Raw genomic sequence first — 14,591 nt, 5'->3', positions numbered from 1 at the left:
CCCATCGGCGCCGAAGCCCTGGTGCGCTGGCAGCACGCCCGGCGCGGCCTGGTGTCACCGGCCGATTTCATCGCTCTGGCGGAAGAGACCAAAATGATCCAGCCACTGGGCCAATGGGTGCTGGAAACCGCCTGCGCCCAGTTGCAGGCCTGGGCCCAAGAGCCCGAGACGGCACGCTGGACGATGGCCGTCAATGTGAGTGCCTTGCAATTTGCCCAGGTCGACTTTGTCGACCATGTCGCTACTGCCCTGCAAAAAACAGGGGCCAACCCGCACCTGCTCAAACTGGAGCTGACCGAAAGCATGCTGTTGAACGATGTACCGGACGTCATCGCCAAGATGAGCGCCATCAAGGCACAGGGCGTGAGCTTTTCGCTGGATGACTTTGGCACCGGCTACTCGTCGCTGTCTTACCTGAAGCGCCTGCCGCTGGACCAGCTGAAGATTGACCAGTCGTTTGTGAGCGACCTGCTGAGTAACCCCAACGACGCGGTGATCGCCCGCGCCATCGTCGTGCTGGGCCACAGCCTGGGGCTCAAAGTGATTGCCGAGGGGGTGGAGACCACCGAGCAGCGTGACTTGCTGGCCGGTATCAACTGCGATGCCTACCAGGGCTACCACTTCGGGCGCCCGGTTCCGGCCGCTGATTTGCCCAGCGTTATAAGAAAAATACCGCTCTAGCCCTCGTATTATCTACGTGACACGCTATATTTTTTATAGCAAATCTTACTGCCGGGCAGTCCGGGTATTGGCCGGCAGCGCCTGCGGATAGCTGGTGCGAAACGGGTTGATGTCGAGGCCGCCGCGGCGCGTGTAGCGTGCATACACGGTCAGCTTGAGCGGCTGGCAGCGGGTCCAGAGGTCCATGAAGATGCGCTCGACGCACTGCTCATGAAATTCGTTGTGGTTGCGAAAACTCACCAGGTAGCGCAGCAGGCCCGCCTGTTCGATCGGCGCACCGGTGTAGCTGATCTGCACACTGCCCCAGTCGGGCTGGCCGGTGACCAGGCAGTTGCTCTTGAGCAGGTTGCTCACCAGCACTTCGGTCACGGGCGCTTCATCCGCCTGCACCGTGAGCAGCTCGGGGGCCGGGGTGTAGTGGCTGCATTCGACGTCCAGCCGGTCCAGGCTCAGGCCGTCGAGCTCGTACACCGGCTCGCGGTCAAACAGCTCGGGCAGCAAAATCCGCACGCCAATCGAGGCCGGGGCCGGGCCACGGTCTGCTGCCGCCCGCCGGGTGTCGCGCCACGCGGCTTCGCTCAGGTCGGCCCGCAGGCGGCTTTTCACCGCGTCGGCATCGGCAAACCGGGTGTTGTTGAAACTGTTGAGGTAGAGCTTGAAGGACTTGCTCTCGATGATGTTGGGGGACTCGCAGGGCACGGTGAAGTGCGCCAGCGCCACCTGGGGTTTGCCGCGCAGGTTGAGCCAGCTCAGCTCGAATGAGGTCCACATGTCGGCGCCAAAAAATGGCGGGTTGCTTTTGACGCCGATCTCGGCGCGTTTGCCGGCACGCGCGATCGGGAACAGCAGTGAGGCGTCGTACTGGTCGATGTAAGCTGAGGCCTTGCCGAGCTGGGAATTTTCCGGTGTGTTCATCAGGGGGCTGCTCCGGCGGGCGATGCAGAGGGGACGCTGGCACGCGCATCCGCCGCTTTCAAATGGGGAATCAGCACGGCCAGTATCTGCGCCACCGCTGCTGGCGGCAAGTCGTGGCCCATGCCTTCGATGCCGAGCAGTTTCGCGCCCGCAATACGCCGGGCCGTGTCTTCGCCGCAGGCGTAGGGCAGCAGCGGGTCGGCCTTGCCGTGCACGACCAGGGTCGCGACCCTGAGCCGGGCGAGCTGCGCCGCGCGGTTCACGTCCGCCATGATGGCCAGCATTTGCCGCAGCGTGCCCACCGGATAGAAGCCGCGCCGCACGCCCAGCGCAATGCGTTCGCGCAGTTCAGCCTCGGGCGTGGGGTAGGCGGGGCTGCCAATGACCTTGAACAGCCTCACATAGTGGTCCACCACCGCCGACGGGCTGCGTCCATTCGGGCGACTGAGCAAAACGCGAATCACCTTGGGTCGGGCGTTCGGCAAGCCCTTGGCGCCACTGGTGCTCATCATGCTGGTCAGGCTTAACACGCGCTCGGGCGCGGCCAGCGCCACGCGCTGCGCAATCATGCCGCCCATGCTGGCGCCCACCACATGCGCCGCCTGGATCCCCAGGGCATCGAGCACGCCCAAGGAATCGGCGGCCATGTCGCCCATGCTGTAGGGCGCACGCGGCGTCAGGCCGAGCTTGAGTCTGAGGCCCTGCCAGATGAAGTTGGGCTGGCCCAAGCCCGCCATGTGCTGGCTCAAACCGACATCGCGGTTGTCGTGGCGAATCACCCGGTAGCCCGCCGCCACCAGCGCCTGCACCAGTTGCGCTGGCCAGGCGACCAGCTGCATGCCCAGCCCCATGATCAGCAAAACCGCGGGCCGGTCTTCGCCCGCCGCGCCGGGGCCGCTGTCTTCGACTTCGATGTCAATCCCGTTTGCTCTTATTTTCATAGCTGCTTGCGCTTATTCCATGAGGGCTAGAGCCCTATTTTCTATAAACATTTCAGGACGTCTGAGGACGGCGGAACACCAGCCGCTCGGGTCGCGATGCGGCGGCGTCAAACGCGTAGCCTTCGGCGTCAAACGCTTCGAGCTGCTGCGGCGTCACCAGCCGATGCGTTGCCGCAAAACGCGCCATCAGCCCGCGCGCCCGCTTGGCGTGAAAGCTGATGATCTTGTACTGATCGCCTTTCAAGTCCTCGAAAACGCACTCCACCACGCGGGCCTTGAGCGCCTTGACGTCCACCGCCTTGAAGTACTCCTGGCTGGCCAGGTTCACGACCACCGGCGACACGTCACGCTGCAAACGCTGGTTCAGGTAATGCGAGATGTGCGAGCCCCAGAACTTGTAAAGGTTATTGCCCTGCGCGTTGGCCAGTCGGGTGCCCATTTCCAGCCGGTAGGGCTGCATCCAGTCGAGCGGCCGCAGCACGCCGTACAAGCCGCTCAAAATGCAGACATGCTCTTGCGTCCAGGCCAGTTCATCGGGCTGCAGGCGCTTGGCGTCCAGGCCTTCGTAGACATCGCCATTGAAGGCCAGCACCGCCTGCTTGGCGTTTTTCGCGCTGAATTTCGGGCGCCACGCCGCATAGCGCGCCACATTCAGGCCAGCCAGGGCATCGCTCAGACTCATCAGCGCGGCAATCTGTTGCGGTGACTGGGCCTTGAGCAAGTCGATCAATTGCGTCGATTGCTGGATGAACAGCGGCTGGGTGTGCGGCACATCGCCCGCCGGGGTGTCGAAGTCGAGGGATTTGGCAGGGGATAGAAGAAATATCATGGCGGAGAAGGCTTCACGGAGAGGCATTGATTATCCCCACAGACTGAAACCCGTCCGCGATCAGCGCCGTTCGCCCTGAACCACTCACTGCACGGTGGCATCCCGTCATTTGGAGAGGTAGTGAGTGATGACATGGCCGCTTTTTACGGCCATATCAAATGCCCTGCGCGGGCCTATCAGCCATAGGCCCATGACTGCAAGGGCAGACAAATAGGGATGATGCATCACTATTTGAAATACATGACTACGCGGAAATCTGCTTCCATTTTCTGGGTTGTTATTGAAATTCAGCGTCACGGTATCACTGTGAATAAGCCTCGATCTATAAGCGGCGCGGCTCATTCGCATGCGCTCCAGGAGCGCTTCCTTTTCCTCTTCTAGCGCAAGAGGCGAACTCATAGGATCTCCTTGGTTAGTTTGATATCCTCCTGCAATTCATGGTGCAAGGTTTTAAATGCAGATTCCGGATGAGCATGACTTCTATTTGTCAGGTAGCCGATACCCGCCAACAAAGCATAAAACGCCACAATACCCCACGCCGCCATGACCCGATATTGCGTATCCCAATACGTGACGACAACGGCCAGGCAAAGGAAAATCAAGGCCAGCACGGCGCTCAATACCGTCACGATGAGGCTGACCATGCGCGCCTTGACGTCATGAAGCTGAATTTCGAGTTCAATGCGCACCAATTCCAGATAATCGCCCGCGCGCTCCACGACCATCGTCCCCAGCTGTTTGGCTTTGACAATGGCATCAAACACGGCGTATTCCCTTGAAAACAAGATTTGCTCAAACGTCGTGAGAAATTAGCGGCGCGAGATCAACATGCGCAGCAATATTCCAATGCCGGCTGCGACGGCCACTGACTGGTGGCGTCCAGAACAGGCACCGCGGCAACGCCGACATGGCCGGCCATGTCGCCGGCACTGCCCGCTGCCGCGTCGCTTCTGCCCGGGAAATTACTGGGAAAATTACTGGTTTCCACTATTAACTCCTTGGAAGTGGACAAGAAAAGGTTGACGGTGGAGTGACTGGCCTATTCATGCCTGCATGCCCCACATGGATGGGCAAGCTGGCATTGGGACTGCCAATCACTATCCCGACCCTGTCCGTGTAGGCAAGATCAAAATGATGGCGGCCTGATGGCGCGGCTATTGCGCCCGAGTGCCGCCACCACGGCTCGACCGGTCAACGATAAACGTCGTTCGCGCGGTTGGTCTTCCATGCGCTCTCGAAGTACGCAGCGTCCTCGTCGCTGCGGGGCCGCACGCCCATCAGGATGCCGCCCTTGCGGATACCTTCATCGTATTTCTTGACACGTTCTTCGGGAATGTTCCAGCCGACAAGCGCGCCCACTATCCCGCCGGTCGCAGCGCCAGCGCCGGCGCCGGCAATCGCCGCCGCGAGCGGGCCGGCGATCACGAGCCCGAGCCCGGGCAGCGCAATCGTCGTCCCCACGGCAGCTATCGCCGCGGCGATGGCGCCCACCGTGCCGCCAATGGCGCCGCCGACGCCGGCCCCTTCTGCGGCTTTACTGCCCAGTTCGGTCTCGGTACCGGCCGTCGCGAAGTGGCGCTTCCTGGTGTCCTCCGACATGACGACATTCACGTCGTCTTTCGTATAGCCTCTTTCAGACAGTGTGTTGTAGCCCAGTTCGGCGCTTTCCCGGTCCGGGAACAGCCCGGTCATCACAGGTTTCTCGTTGTTCATGTTCCATTTCCTCTCGCAGGTTGATGTGAATCGACACGTCGGGTCGGCTTGAGGCCGCATCCGCCGTGCCAACCGCCATCCGGCGGCTCCCATTAGTTTGCTGCCATGGGCGACATGGCGCTGTCGGAAGTCCCGCCCTGGAAGAGGACGGCGAACGCGGATTTTGGCGTCGGAATTGTCCTACCGCAGGCTTCGTTGTGGGTTTGCACCCGCGATGCCAAGGATTGGCATGTAAAAAAGGGCCATCTCCGCCCCATGCCGCGCGCATCAGTCAATAGACTGGGGATTCACAAGTCAAGGTCGTTTTCATCATGTCACTGTTGCGCATCAGAATATTCCGTCACTACGCCTGCGGGCTGATTTGTACATTTTTGGGCGCATGGCTGACCGCCATGACCGGTTCGATGCTGCCCCTCGCGCTGGGCGCCGCGGCCTCGGTGATGTCCACGGCACCTTTGGTGCGGACCATCTGGTCGAAGAAAACAGCGCGCGGCGACACTCGCTGAAAGCGTCTCCCTAGCTTGCGGAAGGCGCCGATTCCGGCAATGTCGCCAAAATTTGCGCGCCTTGTCCAGGCGCCGCCGCGACCAGGCGCGACTTGACGCGATCCACATCCAGCTTGGCTGATGTGAGCAATGCGCCCATCTCGTCGTGCAAGTCGCGTGCAATGCGTCTTCTCTCGTCTTCGCGGGCCGTTAGAAGATGGTGTGTCAATTCGGTCAAGGACGCCGTGCGCCGGCGCACCTCAATTTCAAGTCGGTCGCGTTCGGACTGCACCAGGCCCTGCTGTTCCCATTGCTGCAGCAGGAGCGTGGAGTTCTGCCGCAAATACATAAAAATAGCCAGGATTCCGAGGGCGCAAAGAGATGCAAGAACGATCCGGCTAGTTAACAGTGTGCGATAGACGGTTTTTCGGCGTTCGGCAACTCTGAATGATTCTTGTCGCAGGAGGTCGTCGCTGAGTGCCAGCGTGTCAATCATCTGTTCCCTGCCAACACCGCTCAAAACCATTTCCATGGCCGCGCCTGCCTTACCCTGGTCGTGGAGACGGATCGTGAACGCCAGTTCCGAAAGCTTGGATTCGGTCGATGCCTGCAATTTTCCAAGTAACGTTTTTGCCTCCGGGGCGTCCTCGAAGTGCCGATCCAGATAATGGAGCACCTCTTCAATCGTTGTGACCGCCTTTTCGTACGGGTCGAGGTACTCCTTGCGGCCGGTCAAAAAATAGCCGCGCTGGCCAGTCTCTGCATCGAGAAGGCCGCGCTCCAAACGCTGGATGCTGGTGCGCGCCTGACCCATCGTTCCCAACTCGTCGAAATTTTTGACCACCTTGCGATAGGCGTATTCACTGACGAATACGATCACCAGCGCCGCGGCGCAGGCCAACCAGAAGGCAATGCGATTTTTTTTGACTATCGAAAGATAGTCCATAAATAGTCCAGTTCGAAATCCCTGGCATTTTTCTATGCGTTCGAGCGCGCCCGGTTGATGGATATCAAGCGGGACTGCCCGGCATGGCACGAAGCAAGTCCGCTGCAAGGCCAACGAATGCGAAACATGCAAGGTTTTCTCCTACAGAAGATTGGAAAGGCGTCCGACAGCCTGAATTCGAATGGCGAGCAATTATCCGGGTATCCCACTTCAGGACGCCGCCATGAATTTCACTGATGCCGAAACTGCGGACCGAGATGCCAGGATGAGCTCCCGAATGGCCACTGATCCCACCGCCACACCAAGCAACGCCAGCGCAGTGTCGTGGGGCGCGATCATGGCGGGAGCAGCAGCAGCAGCAGCGTTGTCGCTCATCCTGCTCATGTTGGGCGTTGGATTGGGCCTGTCCTCGATCTCGCCGTGGGCACACGATGGCGCAAGCGCAGCGGCCGTCGGCGTATCAACCATTCTGTGGCTTAGCCTGACACAAGTCCTGGCTTGCGCAATGGGAGGTTATCTGGCCGGCAGGCTGAGAACGAAGTGGGTTGCGGTTCATACCGACGAGGTCTACTTCCGCGACACAGCGCACGGATTCCTCGCCTGGGCTGTCGCGTCGCTTGCGACGGCTGCGCTGCTGACCTCGGTCATCGGATCGATTGTGGGCGCAGGGGTGCGGACCGGGGCCTCGGTGGCGGCGGGCGTGGCCACAACGGCGGGGTCCGAGTTGGCGAAGTCTGACGCTGGCAATGGCCCGATAAGCTACTTCGTCGACGCCTTGTTCCGCAAAGACATGGCAGCGACTGCGTCCGGGGCTGGTCCCGCGCCGGAGGCCGTGTCCGCGCCCGCGTCCGAAGTTACCCGCATCTTCGTGACCCATCTGGGCACAGGAAATCTTCCCGCAGAAGATCTTCGATACGTCGGCCAGATCGTGGCACAGCGCACCGGTCTGCCACAGCAGGAGGCGGAGAAGCGGGTGGCCGACACCTATGCACGCGCGCAGACCAAGCTGACCGACGCACAAACCGCGGCCAGAAACGCCGCCGAGAAAGCGCGCAAGGCTTCCGCCTATGCGTCGCTGTGGCTCTTCATTTCATTGCTGATAGGCGCATTTGTTGCCAGCTTCAGTGCGACGTATGGCGGCCGGCAGCGCGACGCCTGACCCCAGACCCGAGCTTTCAACTTCAGGAGGTACCCCATGCGTTCACTGCTTCTGCTATTCCTCGGCGTTCCCATCCCCATCATCATTCTGATTGCGTTGTTTATGCACTAGCCATCTCCAGCCCAAGCCAATCTGAAAGGGAAATTCAGCGTGAAAACCATCGCAAAAAATACGACCATGCGCGCCGTTGCGCCTAAAACTCACGACGCGACTGCATTGCTGCACTCTGATCATGTGCTGGTCAGTGGCCTGCTTGCGCAATACGACAAGACGCGATCAAACCCCAAGAAGAAGGAACTGGTGGCGCAGATTTGCGCCGAACTGACGGTCCATGCCCAGATTGAAGAGGAAATTTTCTATCCAGCAGTCAAGCACGCCTTGAAAGACAAGGCGCTGGTGCCCGAGGCAACGGTGGAGCATGCGACCTTGAAGGAACTTATTTCGCAGGTCGAGGGTGTGCAGCCCGATGGAGAGATGTTCGACGCAAAGATCAAGGTACTTTCCGAGTACGTGAAGCATCACGTCAAGGAAGAAGAGGACGAGATGTTTCCAAAAGCGAAGTCCACCAAATTGGACATGGCCGAGTTGGGTGCCCAGCTCGCCGGGCGCAAGCGGTATTTGGTCGCGCAGCGCGCATAGTCTTCAACCAACCCGACAGCCAAAGAGTTCCGGCTCGCCGCTAGCCGGTCCGGCCAGACATTCTGTCTGCACCGCAATTGTTCGCAGGAGCACCCATGTCTTCCAGCAAGAAAACAATCAAGTCGCACCGGTCATCGCCCACACCCCGCGATTCGAGCACCGCGCCCCGGCGCCGCAGTCGCGCCGCTTTGGGCGGAGCGATGAAAACGAACGACATCATTGCGCGGCAGGCCCGCGCCGTCGATGCCTTGGTGGCCGCTGTCCCGTTCAATGCCATGAAGGAATTTGAATACGGCCACGATAACGCCGTTGCCCCGACCCAACGCATGCTTGCATCACTGGTGAATGTGTCTCCGGTGCTCGCCTCAGGCGTGGCCTCTGGCTTGGGAATGCCGGTACCGGCCGCCCTTCCCAAGGCAATCGAGCGTGCGCCTTTGCCGGAGGTGCAGCGCTCAGACGCCTTGTCCTTAATGGCGCTCCCTGGCGAATGCGGCATTCGCACACGTCAAATCGCAATACTGGTTGCCGACGGTGTCCATGGCGCCTCCATCGCAACGCTCCACTCGGCGTTGTTGGCAGCGGGGGCGGTCGCGCACTTTATCGGCCCCCGCGTGGGTAAATTCATCGCGGACGGCGACGCCGAGATCGAAGCCAATAAGTCGTTGGAAAATTCACCGTCGGTTTTATTCGATGCGTTGGTGTTGCCAGACGGAGCCAATGGGATCGAGACGCTGGCCAGAGACGGCCACACAATGGAATATGTGAAAGACCAGTTTCGACACGGCAAGACAATCCTTGCCCTCGGCGCATCGCGCAAGCTGCTCGCCATGGCAGGAATCGCGCCCTCGCCGGGTGGCGATGCCGGTCTCATTTTTGCGGAGTCCGCCCAAGCGGCGGATGTGGCGCCTGCTTTTATCGCCGGTATCGCAGCGCATCGTCATCCTTCCCGCGACAGCGATCCGCCCAAAATCTAATCCGAGCCCCGAACTGATGCGATCGACACCGGTGTAATGCAGTTGAGGAATTTGCCCGCGCGGTGCCCAACGTCGGTGGACTTCACCTTGCGGTGAGTTGTTCAGAATATCCTTAGCGCAAGTCGCCCGCCAGTGAGGCCAGTGTCTCGGGCGCGATCAGGGTGTGCGCCGGGTAGTTGGTGTGGTCGCAGCCGAGTTTGACGCTGGCACCGGCCTTGACCGCCGCGCACATGGCGGGCGTCAGCTCAAAGCGCACAAAGTGCACGGCCGAGGTTTTTTCGTCGTTCTCGCGCTCCATGTCTTCGTCGGCGATGGCGTAGACCCGGCTCTGCCCTTCGACCTCGACAAACAGCCGGTCTTCCACGCCGATCAAACGGGCCAGCTCGCGCCGGCGCTCGTTCTCATCGGGGTACTCAAGCATCATGGTGGCTTTCCAGTTGCCGCCGTCCGGCAGCAGCGGCGCGTAGGCTTCGATTTCCTGCAGGATGCCGTCTTCCTCGAATATCTTCTCGATGCGCAGCATCTCCTGAATCTGGTAGCGAATGGTGAGCTCGCTCTCGAATTGCAGGTTGATGTACTCGCCCAGACGCACGCTGCGCAGTTTGCGGTGCGCCATCACCTCGGGCTTGTTGACCTTGCGCCACTTGCTGTAGGCCTCCAGGCTCATGAGGTTGTCGGGGGTGATGTGGCCGGTAATTTGCATTTCAATTCCAAAATTTCAACAACGATCTCTGAATCTTCATTTCAGTCCGTAAGCCTTGGCCACCAGGCTCAATGGGTGCTGCAACTCAGGCGCGCCCAAGCCATTGACTTCAAACCCTTGCGCGATGTGGTGGCCGCCGAGCGGGCAGTCCGAGCTGATGAAGTCGGGCTTGGCGCCATCCTTCATATTGGCCATCGCCTTGAACAGTGGTTTGCCAATCTTCATGGCCTGCTGGTGGTGCGCCTTCTTCACGCCAAAGGTGCCGGCATGACCCGAGCAGCGCTCGTTGGTGTTGATGGTCGTGCCGGGAATCATCTTGAGCATCTCTTCGGTTTTCTTGCCGATGTTCTGCACCCGGCCATGGCAGGGAATCTGGTAGCTGACGTTGCCCAGCGGCACCGGGAATTCGGTTTTGAGCAGGCCGTCGCGCTTGCGCTGCATCAGGTATTCGAACGGGTCCCACATGGCATCCTTGACCAACTGCACGTCTGCCTCATCCGGGTACATCAGCGGGATCTCCTGCTTGAACATCAGGGCGCAGCTCGGCACGGCGGCCAGGATCGCGAAGCCTTCTTTGGCGTATTTGGCCAGTACCGGGATATTGGCTTCCTTGGCTGTGTTGACCGACGCCAGGTCACCCAGCTCCAGCTTGGGCATGCCGCAACATTTCTCTTTCTCGACGATCACATAGGGCACCGCGTTGTGGTCGAGAATCTTGAGCAAATCGAGGCCGATGCCGGGCTCGTTGTAGTTGATGTAGCAGGTGGCAAAAATGGCAACCTTGCCGGGCGTGTTGGCGCCGTCCGTCACCACGGTCGCCTTGGCTTGGGGTGTGCCCGAGCGGAATTTTTTGGTAGCCAGGGCCGGCAGCCAGGCGTTTTTGTCCACCCCCAGCGTGGACTCCATCAGGTCTCTGGCGAGCGCCGTTTTGTTCACCGCGTTCACCATCTGCACCACGATCGGAATGCCGGCGAACTGACCATGCACATCGGTCGACGCCAGCAGCTTTTCGCCCAGCCCAACCTCACCTTTTTTGAATTTGATGGCCTTGGCGCGCAGCATGGTGTGCGGAAAGTCCAGGTTGAACTCGTGCGGCGGCACGTAAGGGCACTTGGTCATGTAGCACAGGTCACACAAGTAACACTGGTCCACCACCTTCCAGTAGTCCTTTTTGTCGACACCATCGACCTCCTGCGTTTTGCTTTCGTCCACCAGGTCAAACAGCGTGGGGAACGAGCCGCACAGGCTCACACAGCGGCGGCAGGTGTGGCAGATGTCGAAGATGCGCTCCATCTCATGGAGGGCGGCTTCTTCGTTGTAGTAGTCAGGCCCCTTCCAGTCGATCGGGTGGCGGGTAGGAGCTTGCAGATTGCCTTCGCGTGCCATGGTGGGGTCTCGTGGGTGATTCGGGAAGTTCTGTTTTTGAATTTTCTGCATTGGGCGCTGCAAGCAACGCCCAACACAGACGAATCAGTCAGGATCAGTCAACCAGCTCGACCAAAGCCTTGGCATAGCGATTGGCATGTGAGCGCTCGGCCTTGGCCAGCGTCTCAAACCAGTCAGCCACTTCGTCATGGCCTTCGTCACGGGCGGTCTTGGCCATGCCGGGGTACATGTCGGTGTACTCGTGGGTCTCGCCAGCCACAGCCGACTTGAGGTTGTCACGGGTGGCGCCGAAAGGCATGCCGGTGGCGGGGTCACCGCACTGCTCAAGCCATTCCAGGTGGCCGTGCGCGTGGCCTGTTTCACCTTCGGCGGTGGAGCGGAACAGCGCTGCCACATCCGGCTGGCCTTCGACGTCGGCCTTGTTTGCGAAATACAAGTAACGGCGGTTGGCCTGGGACTCGCCTGCGAAGGCGGCTTTCAGGTTGTCTTCCGTTTTCGAGCCTTTGAGTGCTGCCATGGGAATCTCCTAGAGGTTAAAGAATATGGGTTCGCCTTGAACAAAAAATTGGTCAAAGACCGGTACAGCTTAGCCGGGATGGCGGCCCGCGTCTAATTGGCAAGCTCAATATCGTTAATTGCTTTTGGCTATTAAAAATTATTTTTGATAAAAATCAACAAAACCATTCACCACGCGCTTCTGCAATGGCTCAAACCCGGGAATTGCGATAAAGTGAATCCGTCAAGCATCCGTAGACCCTTCTGATTCCGGAGGTTTTCATGGCCCTCGCCCCCACCGCCGCCGCACCTTTGTCCGCGACACACGCGACCCGCACCGCAGCGGCTTCTGCCCATGGCTATGAATTCACGCCAGGCACCGGCTACCCCCTGCCAGAGTACCCGTTTGTCGAGCCGCCCGAACTGCGCAGCGGCGAAGTGCACCGCCACCCGGTCGTGGTGGTGGGTGCCGGCATCACCGGCCTGACCATGGCCTGCGCACTGGCCAAGCTGGGCGTGCCGACGATTCTGCTGGACGAAGCCAACACCGTGGGTGTGCAGGGCGCGTCGTCGCGCGGTATTTGCTACACCCAGAAGTCCCTGGAAATATTCCAGCGACTGGGCATCTACGAGCGCATCGCCGCCAAGGGCATCCAGTGGAGTGTGGGTCGCACCTTCTCGGGTCATGACGAGGTGTACTCGTTTGACCTGCGCCAGCAAAGCAACTTTGGCCTGTCGAGCCAGCCGCCATTCATCAACATCCAGCAGTTCTATATTGAAGGCTACCTGGTGGAGCGCATCGCCGAGTTGGGCCACGTTGACCTGCGCTGGCAGTCGCGGGTGACCAACTTCGTGCCCGGCGACGGGCTCAATACACTGACCGTGCAGACACCAGCCGGCAGCTACACACTGCAGGCCGACTACGTGATCGACGCCAGCGGCGCGCACACCCCGTTCCACCAATGGTGCGATGCCACCATGACCTCCCGGCGCGGAGAAGACCACTGGTGCATCGTCGATGTACGCTTCAAAACCCATCCACCGGCTGAACGCCATACCTGGATTGAAGCGCCCTTCAATGACAATCTTGCGGTGTGGCAACACCTGATGGCCGACGATGTGTGGCGCATTGACTACCAGATGGCGCCCACTGACGACCCGGACGACGGCAGCCGGGAGTCTCAGGTGCGCGAACGTCTGCGGCGGCAATTTGGCGCCGATGTGGCCTGTGAAATTGTGTGGATCGGCCCGTACGCCTATCGCAGCCAGTGTCTTGACCAATTGCGCATCGGCGGCGTTTTCTTCATGGGGGACACGGCAAAAATCGTCAGTCCGTTTGGCGCGCGCGGTGGCAATACCGGCATTGCGGACGCCGACAACCTGGCCTGGAAGCTGGCGGCCGTGCTCAAGGGCCAGGCGCCGCCCGCGTTGCTGGACAGCTACCACGAGGAACGCCATGAAGCCGCCGAGAAAAACGTGCGCGTCACCAACCGTACCGCGCGTTTTTTGCGCCCCAGCGACGGCACTGAGCGCGTGTTTCGCGACGCCACCATCAGCCTGGCCCGGCAATACCCCTTCGCCCGCCAGCTGGTGAACACCGGGCGCATGGCGGTGGCCAACAGCTACACCCAGTCCAGCGTCTGCGAAAGTACCGGCGGGCAGTCGGTACAAAACGTGGCTTTTCGCTGGGCCGATGGCAGCAGCGGTGTCGTCAATGACCTGCTGGAATGGGCCGCTGGCGACTTGCTGGTGCTGGTGTTCGGGCACATTTCAACAGCCGCCGGCGAGCGCCTTCAGCAGTTGGCCAGCCACGCGCCGGTGCGTTGCGTCCAGGTGCTGGAAGCGCACAGCAACCCGGAAGCGCTGGAACACGTGATCGACCCACAAGGTCACCTGCAAGGCGCCTGTCATGTGTTTGGCCATGCCTGGGCCGTTCTGCGGCCCGACGGCTACCTGGCGGCGACCGGTGAAACGGTCGACGGCAAACTGGTTCATTCCATCGAACATGCACTGGGCATGAAGTGAGACCTGCCATACGAGTTCCCCTATGAAAACCACACTCCATTTTCAGGACGCCGACGCTTTCTACGAACAGCTGCTGGACGCCCACGCCGGGCTCGATCGCGAACAGTCCGAGTTGCTCAACGCCCGCTTCATTCTGCTGCTGGCGAACCAGATCGGCGACTCGAAAGTGCTGCGCGAATGCCTGCAAGCGGCCAGCGAGTCGCCGCCCTGATCACCGTGCCTACGCCCGATCGGCACACCTGGCCGTAAGGGTCGAACCGAAACGGGACGCGGCGTCGAATAAAATCACGGTCTCCCCGACTTACCTCAACAGCGGCCGCTCATAGAGCGTGCCGCTTTCGCTTCCAGTGCCCCGCACCGGGCTCTGGGGCGAAAAAGCCAAAGACACCATGAACGACGCATTGCAACAACCCGGCCTCAACAGCCTGTCCAAATCTTTTGAGCCTGCCGCCATCGAGGCCCATTGGGGACCGGAATGGGAACGCCGGGACTACGCGCACGCCGGCTACCGTGGCACGGGCCAGCCGAAAAACGGCGCCGAGGCCTTCGCCATCCAGCTGCCGCCGCCCAACGTCACCGGCACGCTGCACATGGGGCATGCCTTCAACCAGACCATCATGGACTCGTTGACGCGCTACCACCGCATGCGCGGCGACAACACGGTCTGGATTCCGGGCACCGACCACGCCGGCATCGCCAC

General features: G+C 60.5%; 19 protein-coding genes. 8 read left to right on the top strand and 11 right to left on the bottom strand.

The window, feature by feature from the left end; genetic code table 11:
• Positions 1-681, top strand: a 681-nt coding sequence (locus B3V69_RS04125) for a putative bifunctional diguanylate cyclase/phosphodiesterase (protein WP_296444073.1), incomplete at its 5' end; no start/stop codon positions are given.
• A gap of 45 nt (positions 682-726) precedes the next feature.
• On the opposite strand, the gene queF is transcribed toward B3V69_RS04125, so the two are convergent.
• From queF to B3V69_RS04090, 7 genes are all read right to left on the bottom strand, one after another.
• Entirely contained in the window at positions 727-1,596 is an 870-nt protein-coding gene (queF, locus tag B3V69_RS04120; protein WP_296444071.1) for an NADPH-dependent 7-cyano-7-deazaguanine reductase QueF, read from the bottom strand.
• On the bottom strand, positions 1,596-2,537 hold the full coding sequence (locus tag B3V69_RS04115; protein ID WP_296444069.1) for an alpha/beta fold hydrolase: 942 nt from the start codon (positions 2,535-2,537) through the stop codon (positions 1,596-1,598). Before B3V69_RS04115 ends, queF begins: the two co-directional genes overlap by 1 nt.
• Before the next feature lie 52 nt (positions 2,538-2,589).
• Positions 2,590-3,366 (bottom strand): peroxide stress protein YaaA, encoded by a 777-nt coding sequence (yaaA, locus tag B3V69_RS04110; protein WP_296444067.1) that lies wholly within the window; start codon positions 3,364-3,366, stop codon positions 2,590-2,592.
• A gap of 105 nt (positions 3,367-3,471) precedes the next feature.
• Positions 3,472-3,765, bottom strand: coding sequence for a hypothetical protein (locus tag B3V69_RS04105; protein WP_296444065.1), 294 nt, complete (start codon positions 3,763-3,765; stop codon positions 3,472-3,474).
• Positions 3,762-4,130 (bottom strand): phage holin family protein, encoded by a 369-nt coding sequence (locus tag B3V69_RS04100; RefSeq protein WP_296444062.1) that lies wholly within the window; start codon positions 4,128-4,130, stop codon positions 3,762-3,764. The genes B3V69_RS04105 and B3V69_RS04100 overlap by 4 nt, the downstream gene beginning before the upstream one ends.
• Positions 4,131-4,189: 59 nt before the next feature.
• Positions 4,190-4,354: a hypothetical protein gene (locus B3V69_RS04095; RefSeq protein ID WP_296444061.1), complete on the bottom strand. Its 165-nt coding sequence runs from the start codon at positions 4,352-4,354 to the stop codon at positions 4,190-4,192.
• A gap of 203 nt (positions 4,355-4,557) precedes the next feature.
• Positions 4,558-5,079: a hypothetical protein gene (locus B3V69_RS04090; RefSeq protein WP_296444058.1), complete on the bottom strand. Its 522-nt coding sequence runs from the start codon at positions 5,077-5,079 to the stop codon at positions 4,558-4,560.
• Positions 5,080-5,390: 311 nt separating this feature from the next.
• Here B3V69_RS04090 and B3V69_RS04085 point away from each other — a divergent pair, with 311 nt between their 5' ends.
• Positions 5,391-5,585, top strand: a complete 195-nt coding sequence (locus B3V69_RS04085) for a hypothetical protein (RefSeq protein ID WP_296444056.1) — start codon at positions 5,391-5,393, stop codon at positions 5,583-5,585.
• A 10-nt stretch (positions 5,586-5,595) separates the two neighbouring features.
• On the opposite strand, the gene B3V69_RS04080 is transcribed toward B3V69_RS04085, so the two are convergent.
• Positions 5,596-6,510: a CHASE3 domain-containing protein gene (locus B3V69_RS04080; protein WP_296444054.1), complete on the bottom strand. Its 915-nt coding sequence runs from the start codon at positions 6,508-6,510 to the stop codon at positions 5,596-5,598.
• Between the two features lie 223 nt (positions 6,511-6,733).
• Between B3V69_RS04080 and B3V69_RS04075 the strand changes: the two genes are divergently transcribed.
• The 3 genes from B3V69_RS04075 to B3V69_RS04065 all read left to right on the top strand — a co-directional run bounded on the left by B3V69_RS04075 (position 6,734) and on the right by B3V69_RS04065 (position 9,282).
• Positions 6,734-7,669 (top strand): hypothetical protein, encoded by a 936-nt coding sequence (locus B3V69_RS04075; protein WP_296444052.1) that lies wholly within the window; start codon positions 6,734-6,736, stop codon positions 7,667-7,669.
• Positions 7,670-7,819: 150 nt separating this feature from the next.
• Positions 7,820-8,308 carry a hemerythrin domain-containing protein gene (locus B3V69_RS04070; protein ID WP_296444050.1) on the top strand — a complete coding sequence of 163 codons (489 nt, stop codon included), beginning with the start codon at positions 7,820-7,822 and terminating at the stop codon, positions 8,306-8,308.
• Positions 8,309-8,583: 275 nt separating this feature from the next.
• A complete protein-coding gene (locus B3V69_RS04065) occupies positions 8,584-9,282 on the top strand; it encodes a DJ-1/PfpI family protein (RefSeq protein ID WP_296444048.1) in 699 nt (232 codons plus the stop codon).
• Positions 9,283-9,394: 112 nt separating this feature from the next.
• On the opposite strand, the gene B3V69_RS04060 is transcribed toward B3V69_RS04065, so the two are convergent.
• From B3V69_RS04060 to B3V69_RS04050, 3 genes are all read right to left on the bottom strand, one after another.
• The gene (locus B3V69_RS04060; protein ID WP_296444046.1) at positions 9,395-9,985 is read right to left on the bottom strand and encodes a DUF3501 family protein; all 591 of its coding nucleotides are present in this window, start codon (positions 9,983-9,985) and stop codon (positions 9,395-9,397) included.
• Positions 9,986-10,021: 36 nt separating this feature from the next.
• Positions 10,022-11,371, bottom strand: coding sequence for a (Fe-S)-binding protein (locus tag B3V69_RS04055; protein WP_296444103.1), 1,350 nt, complete (start codon positions 11,369-11,371; stop codon positions 10,022-10,024).
• A gap of 94 nt (positions 11,372-11,465) precedes the next feature.
• Entirely contained in the window at positions 11,466-11,888 is a 423-nt protein-coding gene (locus B3V69_RS04050; RefSeq protein WP_296444044.1) for a rubrerythrin family protein, read from the bottom strand.
• A 260-nt stretch (positions 11,889-12,148) separates the two neighbouring features.
• On the opposite strand from B3V69_RS04050, the gene B3V69_RS04045 reads away from it, so the two are divergent.
• The 3 genes from B3V69_RS04045 to B3V69_RS04035 form a co-directional block, all read left to right on the top strand.
• Positions 12,149-13,891 (top strand): FAD-dependent oxidoreductase, encoded by a 1,743-nt coding sequence (locus tag B3V69_RS04045; protein WP_296444042.1) that lies wholly within the window; start codon positions 12,149-12,151, stop codon positions 13,889-13,891.
• Between the two features lie 22 nt (positions 13,892-13,913).
• Positions 13,914-14,102: a DUF2783 domain-containing protein gene (locus tag B3V69_RS04040; protein WP_296444040.1), complete on the top strand. Its 189-nt coding sequence runs from the start codon at positions 13,914-13,916 to the stop codon at positions 14,100-14,102.
• Between the two features lie 178 nt (positions 14,103-14,280).
• On the top strand, positions 14,281-14,591 hold a 311-nt coding region (locus B3V69_RS04035; RefSeq protein WP_296444038.1), incomplete at its 3' end, for a class I tRNA ligase family protein.

It is taken from the genome of Rhodoferax sp. UBA5149 (assembly GCF_002413825.1).
Classification (GTDB): Bacteria; Pseudomonadota; Gammaproteobacteria; order Burkholderiales; family Burkholderiaceae_C; genus Rhodoferax.
Note: the sequence above shows the minus strand (reverse complement) of the source record. Positions and strands in the feature narration are given on the sequence as shown.